Raw genomic sequence first — 15,920 nt, 5'->3', positions numbered from 1 at the left:
GGGTGATCTCAGCGAAAATAGGCAATCGATACCATTTGAGGAATGGTGGGAGAAACATTCTAATAGAGTGGGGGAGAAGGGAATTCCAGCCAAAGACAACGATAATAAGGAATTCAAACAGCCAGCCGCTAGGTTCTGTAGACGAAGCGGAGCGAAGTAAAGATTATGGCCAAACTGAACATCTTTTTCAAAACTGGATCTCTGCTAATGGTAGCGCTGGCACTGGCGCTGCCAGCGCAAAGCAGCGCAGGCCGGCTCTACAAGTGGACCGACGAAGAGGGCCGGATCCACTATGCTGACAGCATCCCTCCGGAATACGTCAAACAGGAACATAGCAAGCTGGATGAACGGGGCATCGTCGTCGACCGGATCGATGCCGCCAAGACCAAACAGCAGTTGCAGCTGGAGGCGATCCAGCGGCGTCTTCAGCAGGAACAACAGGCGCTGATCGATCAGCAAAAGGCCGCGGATCGGGTGTTGCTGCGCACCTTTCGCAGTGAAGACGACATCATCATGGCCCGCGATGGCCAGCTCAGGGCGGTGGATTTGACGATCCTGATGACCCAGACCAACATCAAACGGATCAAGAACAGCCTGCTGGAGATGCAGCAAAACGCTGCCGCTCTGGAACTGAGCGGTGAGACCCCCTCACCCGATTATCTCGCGCAGATCGATCGCAAACGCCAGGCGCTGAAGGCGGCCTACCAGTCGATTGTCAAACGGGAACAGGACAAAAACCGTATTCGCACCGCGTTTGCCCGCGACCAAGCCCGCTTCCGCGAACTCAAGCACCTAAGTGCAAGTCAGAGCAAAGATGGGGAAGCCGGAACCGACAAGACAGGCGGCACGCAAGAGCGCCCATTGAACAATGTCTTCGAGTGCTCTGGCAACGACAGCTGCAATAGCGCCTGGTCCAGAGCCAAACGCTTTCTGCGCAACCATGCCACCACCCCCGTCAAAATGCTCGCCACCAATATCGTGATGACCGGACCACCGGTGGATGATCACGATATCAGCATCACCATCTCCCGCATCCGCAATCCAGATAAAAAGGGCACTGTGATCTTCATGGATCTGCAGTGCAAAGACTCCCCGGCGGGTAACGCATTCTGTAACAGCAAAAAGATAACTGGGGTCAAGCGAGGCTTTATCGAGGCCCTCTCGGGACGCCCTACTTCACCTGATAAACAGTGAGGCAAGCAGCGGGCCAGGGCCTGTACGATAACGCCTAGCTCTGCATCTGCCGCAAAGCCCCCTCAAGGATGCGCCACTGCGCATCCCACTCCGCCAGCGGGGAGTCGGCAAACCCACTCCGCAGATGCTGGTGCATGCGCCCCTCCACCACCGCCAACAGCAGATTGGCTCCGACCCGCGCATCGATCCCAGCATAGCCCTGGTCACGCATCGTCCCTTCGCGCAGGATCTGCCGCAACTGGGTCTCCAGGCGCGCAAAAAACTGCCCAACTCGCATCAGCAGGCGTTCCGTTTCCCCCACCAACGCATCGCCCAGCAGCACCCGCGAGATACCGGGATTACGGTCAGCAAAGGCCAGCAGTAGATAGAGTAGCCGCCCGCAACGCACCCGTGCATCCTGTTCCTCTTCCAGGATCTGATTGACCCGCACAAAGATGCTCTCCTCGGCGAAGTCGATCAACCCCTCGAACATCTTCGCCTTGCTGGCAAAGTGGCGATAGAGCGCCGCCTCCGACACCCCCACCGCCCTTGCCAACGAAGCCGTGGTAATCCGCCCGCGGGGGTTACGCTCCAGCTCTGTTGCCAAGGCTTCGAGGATCAGCTGTTTGCGGGAGACCTTGCCACTCATCAGCGCCGCCGGATCAGGGTGCCAACACCCTCGTCGGTAAACAACTCCAGCAACACCGCATGCTGCAGACGACCATCGATGATATGGACTGAGTTGACTCCGCCGGTCACCGCATCCAGCGCGCAGCCGATCTTTGGCAGCATGCCGCCATGGATGGTGCCGTCTTCGATCAGCTCGTTGACCCGATCGCTGGTGAGGCCGGTCAACAAGCCACCCTCTTGATCAAGCAACCCCTTGGTATTGGTCAGCAGAATCAGCTTCTCCGCCTGCAGCACCTCTGCCACCTTGCCCGCCACCAGATCGGCGTTGATATTGTAGGAGCGACCATCCTCGCCGACACCAATCGGCGCGATCACTGGGATAAAATTGCCATGCAGCAACATCTCCACCACGCTGGTGTCGATGCTCTCCACCTCCCCCACATGGCCGATATCGATGATCTCCGGGGCCTCCAGCTCCGGCCCCTTACGCTCCACCATCAGCTTGCGAGCACGGATCAGGTCACCATCCTTGCCGGTCAGACCGACCGCCCTGGCACCGGCGCGGTTCAGCAGGTTGACGATATCTTTGTTGACCAGCCCACCCAGCACCATCTCCACCACATCCATGGTCTCGGTGTCGGTGACACGCATGCCCTGGATGAATTCTGAATCCTTGCCGAGCCGCTCCAGCAGGGAACCGATCTGTGGCCCACCGCCATGCACCACCACCGGGTTGATGCCAACCAGCTTCATCAACACGATATCGCGGGCAAAGCTGCTCTTGAGATCTTCGTCAACCATCGCGTTGCCACCATACTTGATGACGATGGTCTTGCCGCTGAAACGCTGGATGTAGGGCAGCGCGGCGGTCAATACATGGGCAATGTTATGGGCCTGTTCCAGAGTCAAAGACATAGTGTTACTACAAAGGTTCTAAATAGAATTGAAAGATCGGATGACCAGTTAAAACGGCATCTCCAGCTCGGGTGCGACTTTCTGCATCAGCGTGCGGAAGACATCCTGTACCACCTTCAGCGCCTGGGCGTCGTCCGCCTCAAAGCGGAACACCAACGACGGGGTAGTGTTGGAGGCCCGTACCAGACCCCAGCCCCGCTCGAACTCGGCACGCAGTCCGTCGATCCAGACCATACGGGCACCAGGGATCTCCGGCTGCTGCTCCAGGGCATCCATGATCTTGTCTCCCTGCCCCTCGTCAAGCTGCACCTGATACTCCGGTGTCGACTCACCCTCGGGCAGACCGGTGAAGACTTCGGCACTGGACAGTTGCTCAAGCGCCAGGATCTCCAGCAGGCGTGCACCAGCGTAGAGCGCATCGTCGAAGCCATACCAGCGTTCCGCAAACATGATGTGTCCGCTGAACTCACCAGCGAGCAGGGCGCCAGTCTCATGCAGCTTCGCCTTCAACAGCGAGTGGCCACTCTTCCACATCAGCGGTCGACCGCCGTTGGAGAGCACCACATTGGCCAGATGCCGGGAGCACTTGACGTCGTAGACAATGTCACCGCCTGGCAGGCGGGCCAGCACATCGATGGCGAGATACATCAACACCCGATCGGGCCAGATCAACTTGCCGGAGGAGTCGATCACTCCTAGGCGATCCCCATCCCCATCGAAGGCGAGCCCCACATCGGCCTGGTTTTCGACCACCGCCTGCTTCAGGGCCTCCAGATTCTCGGGCCGGCTCGGGTCGGGATGGTGGTTGGGAAAGCTGCCATCCACCTCACAGAACAGCTCCACCACATCACAACCAAGGCGTCGAAACAGCTCTGGCGCCACCATACCCGCCACGCCGTTACCGCAGTCAAGCACTACCTTTAGGGAGCGCGCCAGGCGCACATCGTTGATCACCCGTTCGATATAGTCTTCGGTAATCTCGCGTATATTCCGCTGCCCCTGCCCCTTCATCAGGCGGCCATCCGCGATCCGGCGATAGAGTCCCTGGATCTGCTCGGGGGAGAGACTCTTTTCACCCAGCACCACCTTGATACCGTTATATTCGATCGGATTGTGGCTGCCGGTGACGATACAGCCACACCCCGCATTGAGTTCATGCACCGCATAGTAGAGCAGTGGTGTCGGTAGCATGCCGATGTCGATAACATCGCGCCCGCTCGACAACAGCCCATTGATCAGGGCCTCCTGCAGCGCCTCACTGGAGTTGCGTCCATCCCTGGCCACCACGATCGACTGGAAGCCCTGCTCATAGCCCTCGCTGCCGATCGCCTGGCCAATGGTGTAGGCCACATTCTCGGTCAGGGTTTCTCCGACCAGACCGCGGATGTCGTAAGCACGAAAGATGCTGGCCGGTACCGCCGCGAGTGCATCGGCGTTCTCCAGCGCCTCGGCCTGCCTCGCACGCCTGTCAGCGCCCGGCTGATCGGTTTTCGGCACTGCGAAGATATCCTCCTCCACCATAATCCCTTCAGTGGCTGAGGCGCTGCCACGCTTGCGCCGCTCACGGCGCTGCTTGCGCGCATTGGCGAACTCGCGAGCCTGATGTTCAATGATCTCCAGGGTTGACTGCATATCGAGCAGCTTTGCCTGTTGGCGCTTCGGCGACTTGCCCGCCATCAACACCTCGGCCAACTCCAGCAGGCTGTACTGATCACCCTTCAGCGCCCGCTGCATCTGCAGCGCCAGCAGCCCCATCAGCGCCACTGCCAGTAGTGCCGCTATCCCACCCGGCGCCAGCAGATAGATCTGCTCCAGCAGGGGTGTGCTCACCTGCCCCGACCAATAGGCCACCTCCCAGATGGTCCCGTCGACCTCAAAACGTCCATCCGGCTCGCCAGCCGCCCTGCCGCTCCCACCTGCGGCCAGCACCAACGGCGCAGCTCTCTGCACCAGTTGGCGCACCTCGACACGACCATTCAGGCGGCTGCGTTCAACCACATCCTGCAACAGGGCCACAGGAAAGGCCGCATGTATTACCCCCAGCGCGGGGCCTTGTTTGCTGTTTCGCACCGCCACCGCTATTGCGATATGCTGCTGCGCCCCGCCAAACTTGTGCACCTGGGCCGGAGGTACTCCTGGCTGCTCCTCCGCCAGCCGGATCAGCTCCAGGGAGGCGTAGCCAAGATGAGGCATCGCGCTGTTTTCTGGTTCGCGCTGACCGGCAGCCAGCAGACGCAATCGCAGCACCCCTGGCAGCAGCCGGTTCAGCTGCTCTGCGTAGCCATCAAGCTCCGCTCGATTATCAGTGCTGAAATAGTCGGCTAGCTGCGGATCCTGCGCTATCCCGAGCAACATCTGCATGCGTGCCTGGGTAGTAACGGCGACGCGCTCCGCCACACCGGAGGCAACCAGCCGCGCCTCACGCTCAACTGCCGCCGCATCCTTCAGGCTGGCCTGCAGGTAGAGGATCGCGCTCACCAGAAGAAACAGCACCACCACTACCGCAGCCGCTATCGACCAATACCAGCGGATCCCTCTGCCGGTCGGGCTCTGCCTAACGCCCGTATTTTCTTTCCGCTTACTTCTCTTACTCATAAGCTCGCTATCTCAAAGCTCCTTCCGATTCTGCAAATGCCTGGGGGGGCAGGCATTCCAAACCACCACTGCCTAAGGCGTTCGCCACACACCCGCAACCTGGAGCGACCTGCTGCATCAACTGTTTTCCTGCTGGGTCCGCGCATGATATCGCTCCGCGATGCGAGCGGCGAGCCGTGCTGCCAATTCACTCTTTAGCATCATCGGCAGCGATTCGCCCCCCCCTTCCCACAGCAGGGTCAGGGCATTCTCATCCCGTTCAAAGCCACCCTCTGCGGCAGCGACACGATTGGCGGCAATCAGATCGATTCTCTTAGCCCTGCGCTTCTCCTCCGCATAGGCCTTCACGTTCTGGGTCTCGGCGGCAAAGCCAACGGTAAAGGGCGGATCTTCAGCAGCCGCGACATCTGCCAGGATATCGGGATTGCGCTCCAGCTCCAGCGTCATGACCGTCTGCTGCTTTTTAATCTTCTGCTGCGCTATCTCGCGGGGGCGATAGTCCGCCACCGCAGCCACTCCGACAAAGATATCGCACCCCGCCAACTGCTCCGACACCGCCAGCTGCATCTCCTGGGCTGTCTCCACATCGATGCGCTGCACCCCCGCAGGGGTTGCCAGTGCGACCGGCCCAGCCACCAGCACCACCTCGGCGCCAAGCCGACGCAGCGCCGCCGCCAGGGCAAAACCCATCTTGCCGGAACTGCGGTTACTGATGAAACGCACCGGATCAATCGGCTCACGGGTCGAACCGGCGGTCAGCACCACTTTGACTCCGGCCAGCGCGCCACCTGCAAAATGGGCACTGACTTGATCCAGCAGTGCCTCCGGTTCCAGCATGCGTCCCGGCCCGCTCTCACCACACGCCTGCACGCCCTCCGCCGGCCCCCAGATCAGCAGGCCACGAGCAGTAAGCCGCTGTACATTCTCCTGGGTCGCCGGATTGAGCCACATCTGCCGGTTCATCGCCGGCGCCAGCGCGATAGGGGCCGTGGTGGCCAGACAGATGGCGCTCAGCAGATCATTCGCCATGCCGACGCTCAGTCGGGCCATGAAATCGGCAGAGACGGGAGCAATCAGGATCAGATCCGCCCAGCGGGCCAGCTCGATATGCCCCATCGCCGCCTCTGCTGCGGGATCAAGCAGTTCGGTATGGATCGGCCGGCCGGAGAGTGCCTGGAAGGTAAGTGGGGTGACAAAGGTCTGGGCAGCGGCAGTCATCGCTACCCGCACCTCAGCGCCGGCCTCGAGAAGTGCACGCAGCAGCATCGCGCTTTTGTATACAGCGATGCCCCCGGTTACGCCCAACAGGATCTTTTGGTTGGCTAGAGCCGACATGAGTCGTTAGACCATCCTGAATAAAAATCGGTTATAGAGAGTACCTTAAGGTGCCAAAACCTCAAAGTGACAGTGTTAACACTCTGAGTGAGTACTAACATCGGCAGAACCCACCGAAACAGGCTAGATTTAGCTCCAGACAACCAACATAGCAGCATGACAGGGAGGTCAAATGCCGATTACCGACTGGCCGTTAGACGAGCGCCCGCGGGAGAAACTGCTCAAACAGGGAGCGTCTAGCCTCACCGACGCCGAACTACTGGCGATCTTTCTGCGTACCGGGGTAACCGGCCGCACCGCAGTGGATCTGGCCCGCGACCTGCTCACCGAGTTCCAGGGGCTGCGGCCACTGCTCACCGCCGACCGCCAGACCTTCTGTCACGGCAAAGGCCTGGGCAACGCCAAGTACGCCCAGTTGCAGGCGGTGCTCGAGATGGGGCGGCGTTATCTCGGCGAGGATCTGAGCCGCGGCAGCCCGCTCACCCGCCCGGAGCAGACCCGCCACTACCTGAGCGCACAACTGCGCCACCATCCGCACGAGGTCTTCGCCTGCCTGTTTCTCGACAACCGCCACCGCGTCATCATCTTCGAGGAGTTGTTTCGCGGCACCATCGATGGCGCCAGTGTCCATCCCCGGGAGGTCGTGAAACGGGCCCTGCATCATAATGCGGCAGCGGTGATCCTGGCTCACAACCATCCCTCCGGGATCGCCGAACCCAGCGATGCGGACCGGCGCATCACCCTGCGTCTGCAACAAGCTCTAGAGCTGGTGGAGATCCGCGTGCTCGACCATTTCGTGATTGGCGATGGTCGACCCTACTCGTTCGCCGAGCAGGGCCTGATCTAAAATTAGCAACTACGAACCCAGGCAGCTTGCGCTCCCTCCCGCTCTCTGCTATAAATACGCGCCTTTCGCCCCAGGGTTAACAGTTTTTAGAGGTTTGGACCATGTCAAAAGTCTGCCAGGTCACCGGCAAGCGCCCGGTCAGCGGGAACAACGTCTCCCACGCTCATAACAAAACCAAACGCCGTTTTCTGCCCAACCTGCACTACCATCGCTTCTGGGTTGAGAGCGAGAACCGCTGGGTTCGCCTGCGCGTCACCTCCAACGGTATGCGCATCATCGACAAAAAAGGCATCGACACAGTGCTGGGCGAGATCCGCGCCCGTGGTGAAAAGGTCTAACAGAGGAAACCATCATGCGTGACAAGATTCGACTGGTATCCAGCGCCGGCACCGGCCACTTCTACACCACCACCAAGAACAAGCGCAACATGCCCGGCAAGATGGAGATCAAAAAGTTTGATCCCACCATCCGCAAGTATGTCATGTACAAGGAAGCGAAGATCAAATAAGCCGCTTCCCTGCGACCCTGCGGCATCCTGAAAGCCCGTCCCTGAGACGGGTTTTCTTTTTCTTGGAGCCCCAACAGAACCCTATAAATGGCACCAGAAGCGGTAAACATTTTCCCTCACCTGCCGACTTAGCAGGAGACCACCGCACCCCGGGATAATAGGGAAACCAGTACTAATGAAGGATATCTACGTCGGCAGGCAGGCGATCTATGACCGCTCCCTGGAAGTCTATGCCTATGAACTGCTATTCCGCCAGGGCAATCAGGATGGCAGCAACGTCAACCAGCTGACAAACGGCGACTTTGCCTCCTCAGAAGTACTCCTCAACTGCTTTGTCGAGATCGGCCTGGAGCGCATCGTCGGCGCCCACCGCGCCTTCATCAACCTGACCCGCAACCTGCTGCTCGACCACCCGCAACTGGCATTCGACAAAGAACGGGTGGTGATGGAGATACTCGAAGATATCCCGGTGGACGAGCCCCTGGTGACGCGGGTGCGTGAGCTGGCCGAACAGGGCTACACCATCGCCCTCGACGACTACGCCTTCGAGGAGAAGTGGGACCCACTGCTGCCCCACGCCCACATCATCAAAGTAGAGATCCCCGCCCTCACCCCCGAGCAGCTGCAGGCCGGCCTGCCAAAGCTGCGCCAACATAAGCTCTTGCTGCTGGCGGAGAAGATCGAGACCGAAGAGGAGTTCCAGCAGTGCCTCGAGTTGGGCTTCGATCTCTTCCAGGGCTACCACTTCTCCCGCCCCAAAGTAGTGGAGGATAAGCGTCTGGAGGAGAACCAGATGGTGATCATGCAGCTGGTCTCCCGGCTCAACGATCCGCAGGTGGAAATCAGAGACCTGGAGCATCTGATCGCCCAGGACGCCAGCCTCAGCTACAAGATCCTGCGCTTCATCAACTCCGCCGCCGTCGGCATGCCGCGCCGCGTCGAGTCGATCCACCAGGCTGTGGTCTTCATGGGGCTAACACGGATCCGCGCCTGGGCCAGTCTGCTGGTGCTGTCGCGGGTGGCAAACAAACCCCAAGACTACTTCACCACCGCCCTGGTACGCGCCCACATGTGCCAGCGCCTGCTCAGCAAAAGCGGCTCCAACTGCTCCGCCGAGATGGGATTCAGCGTCGGTCTACTCTCCATCCTCGACCTGCTGATGGAGCGTCCGCTGGCGGAGATCATTGGCGAACTGGGCCTCTCCGACGAACTGAACACCGCCCTGCTCGATCACGCCGGCCCCGCCGGCCGCGCCCTGGTCTGCACCCTCAATTACGAATCTGGCAATATCCAACCTGACGACCGTTTTGAGCTCGATCTGGGTGAATTGACCGAGATCTTTCTCAACGCCTCCAAGACCGCCTTCGCCGAGGCCCAGGCGCTGGGCGAAGCCTAAACACCCGACTAGGTCTGCGACAATAGCAGGTTCCCCACCCCATCGACTCGACAGCGCCAACCGGGGGCGATCCAGCTGGTTGAGACCTGCTCGGTCACCAGCGCTGGACCAACAACCTCACGCCCCGCCAGTAGCTCAGCACGCTCGTAACAGGGCACCTCAGCCTCGACTCCGGCAACCCGTATCGACTCCCACTCAGCAGCCGTAGCAGCCGCAGGCACAGCCTGCAGCACCACCTGCGGGCTTGGCCCCTGCAACCCAACTCGCAGATTGACCAGCTCCACCGGGGCCTCCATGCGGTGGCCGAAGCGGACCTGATGCCGTGCATGAAACTGTTCCGCCATTTGATCAAGCCCCTCCCAAGGCAGATTGAGCGTATAGGACTGCCCACGGTAACGCAGATCGAGCGAATCGCGCCGTTCGACCTGCGCTCTCGCAACTCCCTCCGCCAGCAGTGCCTGCAGACCGGACTCAGCCAGCGCATCCAGCTCCCGTCGAATCAAATCCTCGCTCAACTCATTCAGCAGACCGAGCCGGGTGCGCGCCAGCTGCCGCCCCGGCCGGCTCGCCAGCATGCCCAGCGCCGACAGCACGCCGGCCTGCACCGGCACCATCGCCTGAGTCATCCCCAAAGCCTCTGCCAGGGCACAGACATGCAGCCCGCCTGCGCCACCAAACGAGACTAGAGTAAAGCCACGCGGGTCGACCCCGCGCTGCACCGAGATCACCCGCAGCGCCCGCGCCATGTGCTCGTTGGCGATGCGGACAATCCCCTCGGCGGCCTGCTCCGGCGACAAACCCATCGCCTCGGCTAGCCTACCCACGGCACGCCGCGCCGCTGCCAGATCGAGCCGCATCCGGCCGCCGAGAAAGGCGTCAGCACGCAGCCGCCCCAACACCAGATTGGCGTCGGTGACCGTTGGCCGCTCCCCCCCGGCGCCGTAGCAGGCGGGACCAGGTGCGGCCCCCGCTGACTCCGGCCCCACCTGCAGCATGCCGCCGTCGTCAAGGTAGGCGATGGAACCGCCGCCTGCACCGATGGTATGCATGTCGACCATCGGCACCGCCACCGGCCAAGGACCAATGCGCCCTTCGCGGGTCAGTCGCGGCGCACCGTCGAGCAGCGCCACATCGGTGGAGGTACCGCCCATATCAAACGAAAGCAGCCGCTCATGTCCGGAGGCCGCCGCCACGAAGCGCGCCCCCACCAAACCGCCCGCCGGCCCCGAGAGCAGCATCCGCACCGCCTGATGCGCCGCCTGCTGCGCCGCAATCGCCTCGCCGGAGCTCTGCATCACCGACACCTGAGCCCCCGGCAACCCCGCCTGCAGCCGGCCGATGTAGCCCTCCACCAGCGGCCCCACCCAGCTATTCAGCCAGGTGGCGATACCGCGCTCATATTCACCTGCCTCCGGCAGCACCGCCGAGGAGCGGGAGACAAACACCGCCTCCGGCAACACTGCCTCGATCTCCCGCTCGAAGCGGTCATCCAGGTAGGCGTAGAGCAGGTTGATCGCCACCGCGCGGGGTTTGAGTTCAAACACCGCCTCGACCAGAACCTGCAGATCAGCCTCCGTCAGATCTTCGACCAGTGAGCCGTCCGCCGCCAGCCGCCCGCCGGTCTCCAGGCAAAGCCTCTCAGGCACCGGCGGCGCGATCGGCTCCGGCTGCAGGTTGTAGAGTTCGCGCCTCGCCTGACGGCCGATGGTGAGCAGATCCTTCAGCCCCCGGTTGCCGATATAGAGGGTGCGCACGCCCTTCCCCTCCAGCGCCGCATTGGTGGCCACGGTGGAGCCGTGCACCACCCGCAGCTGCGCCGGATCGAGCCCCATCTCGGCGATGCCCTGCAGGATCGCCCGCTCCGGCGCGTCCGGTGTCGACAGCACCTTGTGGATACGCAACCCGGCAGCATCGAATAACACGAAGTCGGTAAAAGTACCGCCGGTATCAACACCCAGATATTTCAAGATCATCCCCATCGAAACAGTGAGAGGCAAAGATACCCTCCCCCCCTGCAAAGACAAAGCCGTCCCATGCAACAAGCCGCTTGTGGGTCGGCAGCAAATTCCTTATCTTGCGCCAGATGGAAACCCTGCTGACCACCCACAAGCTGAGCCGCGAGTTCGGCCCAAAACACGCCCTGCAGAGACTCGACCTGCAGCTGCAGCGCGGTGAGGTGGTCGGCCTGCTGGGACCCAACGGGGCTGGCAAATCCACCGCGATGCGGCTGATCAGCGGCGCTCTGGCGCCCAGCCACGGTCGTGTCACGGTGGCCGGCTTTGACATGCAGCAGCAACCGATCGAGGCGAAACGCCGGCTCGGCTATCTGCCGGAACGCCCACCGCTGCATCCCGAGCAGCGGGTCGATGAGTATCTCTACGACTGCGCCCGGCTCAGGGGGCTGGCGCCTCAAGCAGCCCGCGAGGCCCTCGGTAACAGTAAACGCCGCTGCGGCCTGGAGAGCGTCGGCAGACGCCTGATCCGCAACCTCTCTAAGGGCTACCAACAGCGGGCCGGCATCGCCCAAGCGATCATCCACGCCCCCGACCTAATCATCTTCGACGAGCCCACCGAGGGGCTCGACCCGGCACAGATCCGCGAGGTGCGCGAGCTGATCCGTGAGCTGGCCGAGCAGAGTGCGGTGCTGCTCTCCAGCCACATCCTCAGCGAGGTGGAGGCCTGCGCCGACCGGGTGACGATCTTGCAGCAGGGATGCGCCATCTACCAGGGTGCGATCGAGCCAGCCCAGACCCCGCTGCTGCGGCTCCAGCTGCAGCAGAACCCGGGGAATGAAGCCCTCACACAGCTACCGCAGGTCGCCTCTGTCGAACGCCTCCACACCGACTACTTCCGGGTGCAACTGGCCCCCAAAGCCACCGCCCCCGAACTGGCAGCGCAGATTGTGCAGCAGGGCTGGGGACTTCGGCAACTCAGTGAGGAACGCCTCAGCCTGGAGCAGATCTACCTCGAAGCGACCAGCGGCAGGGCCAGCCAAGGGGCCTCTGAATGAGCTGGCGGCTGGCCTGGATTGAGTGGCGACGGCTGATGCGCACCCCGTTCGCCTGGATAGTGCTGGCGCTGACCAGTCTGCTGCTGGGCTGGCAGCTGCTACAGACCCTAGATGCCTTCAGCAGCGCCCCGGCGGTCGGGCGTCTGTTTGGCCTGAGCCGCCATCTGGGGCTGGAGCTGTTTGGCCTGGCGGCGGTGCTGATCCTGTTTATCACACCGCTGCTGACGATGCGCCTGTCAGACAGTAGCAACAGCCTGTTGAGCACCGCACCGCTACGTCTCCGGGAGATCCTGCTCGGCCAGTACCTCGCCCTGCTGGGGATCCTCGCGCTGGTTGCGCTGTTGCCACTGGGGCTGTCGATACCACTGGCGGTCGGCACCCAACCCGACTGGGGACTGCTGGCCACCGCCAGTCTCGGTCTGTTACTGCTGGGCAGCAGCTTCGCCGCCATCAGCCTCTATGTTTTCAGCCTGAGCCGCACCCCGGGGGCCGCTGCCGCGGGCAGCTACGGCCTGCTGCTGCTCTCCATCATCAGCCAATACGCCTCTGCCGACAGCAGCGGCCTACTCAGCTGGTTTGGCTGGCCACCTCACTTCCTCAACCTGCAACTGGGTTGGGTGCGCAGCAGCGACATCGCCTATTTCCTGCTGTTGAGTCTGTTTTTCCTCGGCCTGGCGCTGCACCGCCTACAGCTGCGCCGGGAGAGCTGAGCATGAACATTGGCAAACAGATCCACCAGCTGATCTTCCCGCTGCTGAGCCTGGCGCTGCTGTTGCTGCTCGCCTGGTTCAGCAACCGCTACCAGTGGCAGTGGGACTGGACCCGTAACGGCAGCCACACTCTTAGCGAGACCAGCATCGCACTGTTGCAGCGCCTTAAGGGCCCACTGCAGGTGACCATCTTCACTCCCCGCGCCTCGACGCTGCAACAGCAGGTGGAGCGTTTTATCGAACGCTACCAACGCTTCAAGCCCGACCTGCAGTTGACATTTGTCGACCCGATCCGCAACCCCGACGCCAGCCGCCGCCAGGGGATCTCTCTCTCCGGTGAGCTGGTCCTGCACTACCAGGGGCGGGAGGAGCGCCTACAGCGGCTCAGCGAGCTTCATTTCAGCAATGCCCTACAGCGCCTCAGCCAGCAACAGCACCACTGGATTGCCGCGCTCACCGGCCACGGCGAACGGGACCTGCACGGCAAGGCCAACCACGACCTGGGGGCATTTGGCCAATCCCTGCAGCAGAAAGGCTACCAGCTGGTCGCTCTGCCCCCTGCCACTGTGCCGCCAGACAACACCGCTCTGCTGCTGATCGCCTCCCCCACCACTGCCCTACTGGAGGGCGAGCTGGCGTTGATTGAGACCTACCTGCAGCAAGGCGGCAATCTGCTGCTGCTAACAGACCCATCCAGCCGCGAGAGCCTGCAGCCGCTGCTGCAGCAACTCGACATCGAAGCCCTGCCCGGCACTCTGGTAGACGCCAATGTGCGCCGCCTCGGCATCGACAACCCGACAGTGGCACTAGTCTCCGAATATCCGGAGTTTCCCGCCACCGCCGGTTTCGATCTGCTCACGCTGTTCCCGGAGAGCCTGGCGCTGCAGGCGGATCAGGCCCGCGATTGGCAGGTCACCGGGCTGCTGCGCACCCTGCCACAGAGCTGGAACGAGACCGGCCCGATCCACGGCGAGGTGGAACGCAATCCTGAACTTGGCGAACAGGCCGGGCCACTCACCATCGGCCTCGCCCTCACCCGCCAGCGGGGCGAGCGCGAACAGCGGGTGGTGGTGATCGGCGACGGCGATTTTCTCTCCAACAGCTATCTGGCCAATGCCGGCAATCTCGATCTGGGACTGGCCCTGGTTGGCTGGCTGGCCGGCGCTGAGCAGCTGATCGGCATCCCGCCACGACCGATCCTCGACCGGGAGCTGCAGCTCTCACCGCTGACCAAAGGGATAATCGGGCTGGGCGCACTGTTCGGCCTGCCGTTGCTATTGTTCGGCATCGGTGGACTACTCGGCTGGCGACGCAACCGGGCCTGAGATGCGCACGCTCAGCCGGGTCAATCTGATCTTACTGCTGCTGGTCGCCCTGCTAGGTGGGTCGGCCTGGTGGCTGCAATCCAGCGACATGCCGCCGCCGCTGACCCGACTCAGCCCAGCCAGGATCCAACAGATCCGACTGATCCGTGCGGGACAGACGATCAAGCTGCAACGGCACAATGGGGTCTGGTGGTTGGGCGAGGCACGGGCCGATCAGCAACGGGTGGCGCAACTACTGGGCATCGCCACAACCCCTAGTCTGGCGCGCTTTCCACTGCCGCAGGGGCGTCTCACTGCGTTCGGCCTGCAGCCACCTGAAACGGTCCTCTGGCTCGACCAGACCGAGCTGCGTTTTGGCACCACAGAACCGCTCAGCGGCCAGCGCTATCTGCAGATCGGTGATCAGGTCCATCTGATCGGCGATGGCTTTCGTCACCACCTGAGCGCGCCGGCAGAGGCATTTCTGGAGTAAATATGCCTGAACTGCCAGAAGTAGAGACCACCCGCCGCGGCATCGCGCCACACCTTGAGGGCGCCGCTGTCAGTGGAATTGTCGTGCGCCAGCCGCGGCTGCGCTGGCCTGTGCCAGAAAATCTGAGTCCACTGCTAAATGGCCAGCGGCTCAATTCGGTGGGACGGCGGGGTAAATATCTGCTGCTCAACTTCGCCCCAGGTAGCCTGCTCCTCCACCTCGGCATGTCGGGTAGTCTGCGGGTGCTGCCGAACGGTACGCCGCCCCAGCGCCACGACCACTTCGACCTGGAGTTCGACAACAATTCACTGCTGCGCCTGCGTGATCCACGGCGCTTCGGCGCCGTGCTCTGGCAGCCGACCGGCGAGTGCCATGAACTGCTAGCCAGGCTAGGCCTCGAACCACTGCGTGAGGGGTTCGATGGCGACTATCTGCATCAGATCGGCCAATCACGCAGCGTCGCCATCAAGCAGCTGATCATGGAGAGTCGCGTGGTGGTAGGAGTCGGCAACATCTACGCCAATGAGTCGCTGTTCCGCGCCGGCATCCACCCACAACGGGCCGCCAACCGCATCGCTCTGGCACGCTACCAGCGGCTTGCCGCTGCGATCGTCGAAGTACTCAATGCGGCGATCGCACAGGGCGGCACCACCCTGCGTGACTTTCAGCACGAGGATGGCTCCCCCGGTTACTTCGCCCAGCAGTTGCAGGTCTATGGCCGAACCGGCGAGCCCTGCCCGATCTGTGCTGAGCCGATCCGCCTAAAAACCCTGGGGCAGCGCTCCAGCTTCTACTGCCCGCACTGCCAGCGCTGAACACCCGACCGGCTTTCTGTAACAAAAAACCATTACAAGGCCAGCGATTTTTGAGCACACGTTCAGTAAACATTGCACGCATCTCCAATACCTATTAATCGTTCCGAAAGTATTGGCAGTGTATACTGCTTTCCATGGCTACGATAAAAGAACAGCGTGATCAGAAAAGGAAAGATGTAGTGGAGGCGA

Annotated in this window: 15 protein-coding genes; 10 read left to right on the top strand and 5 right to left on the bottom strand. The window is 62.0% G+C overall.

The features are described from left to right. Positions 1-207 precede the first annotated feature (207 nt). Positions 208-1,194 carry a DUF4124 domain-containing protein gene (locus Ga0074115_RS10095; protein ID WP_232433037.1) on the top strand — a complete coding sequence of 329 codons (987 nt, stop codon included), beginning with the start codon at positions 208-210 and terminating at the stop codon, positions 1,192-1,194. A 34-nt stretch (positions 1,195-1,228) separates the two neighbouring features. On the opposite strand, the gene slmA is transcribed toward Ga0074115_RS10095, so the two are convergent. The 4 genes from slmA to coaBC form a co-directional block, all read right to left on the bottom strand. Beyond that, on the bottom strand, positions 1,229-1,822 hold the full coding sequence (slmA, locus tag Ga0074115_RS10090; RefSeq protein ID WP_005959888.1) for a nucleoid occlusion factor SlmA: 594 nt from the start codon (positions 1,820-1,822) through the stop codon (positions 1,229-1,231). Next, positions 1,822-2,718, bottom strand: coding sequence for an acetylglutamate kinase (argB, locus tag Ga0074115_RS10085; protein WP_057956176.1), 897 nt, complete (start codon positions 2,716-2,718; stop codon positions 1,822-1,824). Before argB ends, slmA begins: the two co-directional genes overlap by 1 nt. A gap of 48 nt (positions 2,719-2,766) precedes the next feature. Then, positions 2,767-5,313, bottom strand: coding sequence for a phosphomannomutase/phosphoglucomutase (locus tag Ga0074115_RS16805; RefSeq protein ID WP_232433036.1), 2,547 nt, complete (start codon positions 5,311-5,313; stop codon positions 2,767-2,769). 117 nt (positions 5,314-5,430) lie between these two features. Further along, a complete protein-coding gene (gene coaBC / locus Ga0074115_RS10075) occupies positions 5,431-6,648 on the bottom strand; it encodes a bifunctional phosphopantothenoylcysteine decarboxylase/phosphopantothenate--cysteine ligase CoaBC (protein WP_057956174.1) in 1,218 nt (405 codons plus the stop codon). Positions 6,649-6,820: 172 nt separating this feature from the next. Here coaBC and radC point away from each other — a divergent pair, with 172 nt between their 5' ends. The 4 genes from radC (at position 6,821) to Ga0074115_RS10055 (ending at position 9,399) form a co-directional block, all read left to right on the top strand. Beyond that, positions 6,821-7,495, top strand: a complete 675-nt coding sequence (gene radC, locus Ga0074115_RS10070; protein ID WP_057956173.1) for a RadC family protein — start codon at positions 6,821-6,823, stop codon at positions 7,493-7,495. A 101-nt stretch (positions 7,496-7,596) separates the two neighbouring features. Beyond that, entirely contained in the window at positions 7,597-7,833 is a 237-nt protein-coding gene (gene rpmB, locus Ga0074115_RS10065; protein ID WP_005959883.1) for a 50S ribosomal protein L28, read from the top strand. 14 nt (positions 7,834-7,847) lie between these two features. After that, on the top strand, positions 7,848-8,003 hold the full coding sequence (gene rpmG, locus Ga0074115_RS10060; protein WP_005959882.1) for a 50S ribosomal protein L33: 156 nt from the start codon (positions 7,848-7,850) through the stop codon (positions 8,001-8,003). Positions 8,004-8,178: 175 nt separating this feature from the next. Then, complete coding sequence (locus Ga0074115_RS10055) at positions 8,179-9,399, top strand: EAL and HDOD domain-containing protein (RefSeq protein WP_057956172.1); 1,221 nt, start codon at positions 8,179-8,181, stop codon at positions 9,397-9,399. Between the two features lie 8 nt (positions 9,400-9,407). On the opposite strand, the gene Ga0074115_RS10050 is transcribed toward Ga0074115_RS10055, so the two are convergent. After that, entirely contained in the window at positions 9,408-11,366 is a 1,959-nt protein-coding gene (locus tag Ga0074115_RS10050; RefSeq protein WP_057956184.1) for a hydantoinase/oxoprolinase family protein, read from the bottom strand. A 116-nt stretch (positions 11,367-11,482) separates the two neighbouring features. On the opposite strand from Ga0074115_RS10050, the gene Ga0074115_RS10045 reads away from it, so the two are divergent. The 5 genes from Ga0074115_RS10045 to mutM are packed head-to-tail and all read left to right on the top strand — an operon-like array spanning position 11,483 to position 15,731. Next, positions 11,483-12,409 carry an ABC transporter ATP-binding protein gene (locus Ga0074115_RS10045; protein ID WP_057956183.1) on the top strand — a complete coding sequence of 309 codons (927 nt, stop codon included), beginning with the start codon at positions 11,483-11,485 and terminating at the stop codon, positions 12,407-12,409. After that, positions 12,406-13,119: an ABC transporter permease gene (locus Ga0074115_RS10040; RefSeq protein WP_057956171.1), complete on the top strand. Its 714-nt coding sequence runs from the start codon at positions 12,406-12,408 to the stop codon at positions 13,117-13,119. The genes Ga0074115_RS10045 and Ga0074115_RS10040 overlap by 4 nt, the downstream gene beginning before the upstream one ends. A 2-nt stretch (positions 13,120-13,121) precedes the next feature. Next, entirely contained in the window at positions 13,122-14,444 is a 1,323-nt protein-coding gene (locus Ga0074115_RS10035) for a GldG family protein (RefSeq protein WP_057956170.1), read from the top strand. Between the two features lies 1 nt (position 14,445). Beyond that, positions 14,446-14,916 (top strand): hypothetical protein, encoded by a 471-nt coding sequence (locus tag Ga0074115_RS10030; protein ID WP_060528477.1) that lies wholly within the window; start codon positions 14,446-14,448, stop codon positions 14,914-14,916. Positions 14,917-14,918: 2 nt separating this feature from the next. Further along, positions 14,919-15,731, top strand: a complete 813-nt coding sequence (gene mutM / locus Ga0074115_RS10025; RefSeq protein WP_060528476.1) for a bifunctional DNA-formamidopyrimidine glycosylase/DNA-(apurinic or apyrimidinic site) lyase — start codon at positions 14,919-14,921, stop codon at positions 15,729-15,731. Positions 15,732-15,920: the final 189 nt, after the last annotated feature.

Source organism: endosymbiont of Ridgeia piscesae, from assembly GCF_001443665.1.
Taxonomy (GTDB): Bacteria; Pseudomonadota; Gammaproteobacteria; order Chromatiales; family Chromatiaceae; genus Endoriftia; species Endoriftia persephonae.
The sequence above is the reverse complement of the archived record's forward strand: the minus strand, read 5'-3'. Positions and strand labels throughout refer to the sequence as shown.

Excerpts from the sequence above, each read along its gene's own strand:
- Ga0074115_RS10095 (WP_232433037.1), top strand. The coding sequence starts at position 208 with ATGGTAGCGCTGGCACTGGCGCTGCCAGCGCAAAGCAGCGCAGGCCGG.
- slmA (WP_005959888.1), bottom strand. The coding sequence starts at position 1,822 with ATGAGTGGCAAGGTCTCCCGCAAACAGCTGATCCTCGAAGCCTTGGCA.
- argB (WP_057956176.1), bottom strand. The coding sequence starts at position 2,718 with ATGTCTTTGACTCTGGAACAGGCCCATAACATTGCCCATGTATTGACC.
- Ga0074115_RS16805 (WP_232433036.1), bottom strand. The coding sequence starts at position 5,313 with ATGAGTAAGAGAAGTAAGCGGAAAGAAAATACGGGCGTTAGGCAGAGC.
- coaBC (WP_057956174.1), bottom strand. The coding sequence starts at position 6,648 with ATGTCGGCTCTAGCCAACCAAAAGATCCTGTTGGGCGTAACCGGGGGC.
- radC (WP_057956173.1), top strand. The coding sequence starts at position 6,821 with ATGCCGATTACCGACTGGCCGTTAGACGAGCGCCCGCGGGAGAAACTG.
- rpmB (WP_005959883.1), top strand. The coding sequence starts at position 7,597 with ATGTCAAAAGTCTGCCAGGTCACCGGCAAGCGCCCGGTCAGCGGGAAC.
- rpmG (WP_005959882.1), top strand. The coding sequence starts at position 7,848 with ATGCGTGACAAGATTCGACTGGTATCCAGCGCCGGCACCGGCCACTTC.
- Ga0074115_RS10055 (WP_057956172.1), top strand. The coding sequence starts at position 8,179 with ATGAAGGATATCTACGTCGGCAGGCAGGCGATCTATGACCGCTCCCTG.
- Ga0074115_RS10045 (WP_057956183.1), top strand. The coding sequence starts at position 11,483 with ATGGAAACCCTGCTGACCACCCACAAGCTGAGCCGCGAGTTCGGCCCA.
- Ga0074115_RS10040 (WP_057956171.1), top strand. The coding sequence starts at position 12,406 with ATGAGCTGGCGGCTGGCCTGGATTGAGTGGCGACGGCTGATGCGCACC.
- Ga0074115_RS10035 (WP_057956170.1), top strand. The coding sequence starts at position 13,122 with ATGAACATTGGCAAACAGATCCACCAGCTGATCTTCCCGCTGCTGAGC.
- Ga0074115_RS10030 (WP_060528477.1), top strand. The coding sequence starts at position 14,446 with ATGCGCACGCTCAGCCGGGTCAATCTGATCTTACTGCTGCTGGTCGCC.
- mutM (WP_060528476.1), top strand. The coding sequence starts at position 14,919 with ATGCCTGAACTGCCAGAAGTAGAGACCACCCGCCGCGGCATCGCGCCA.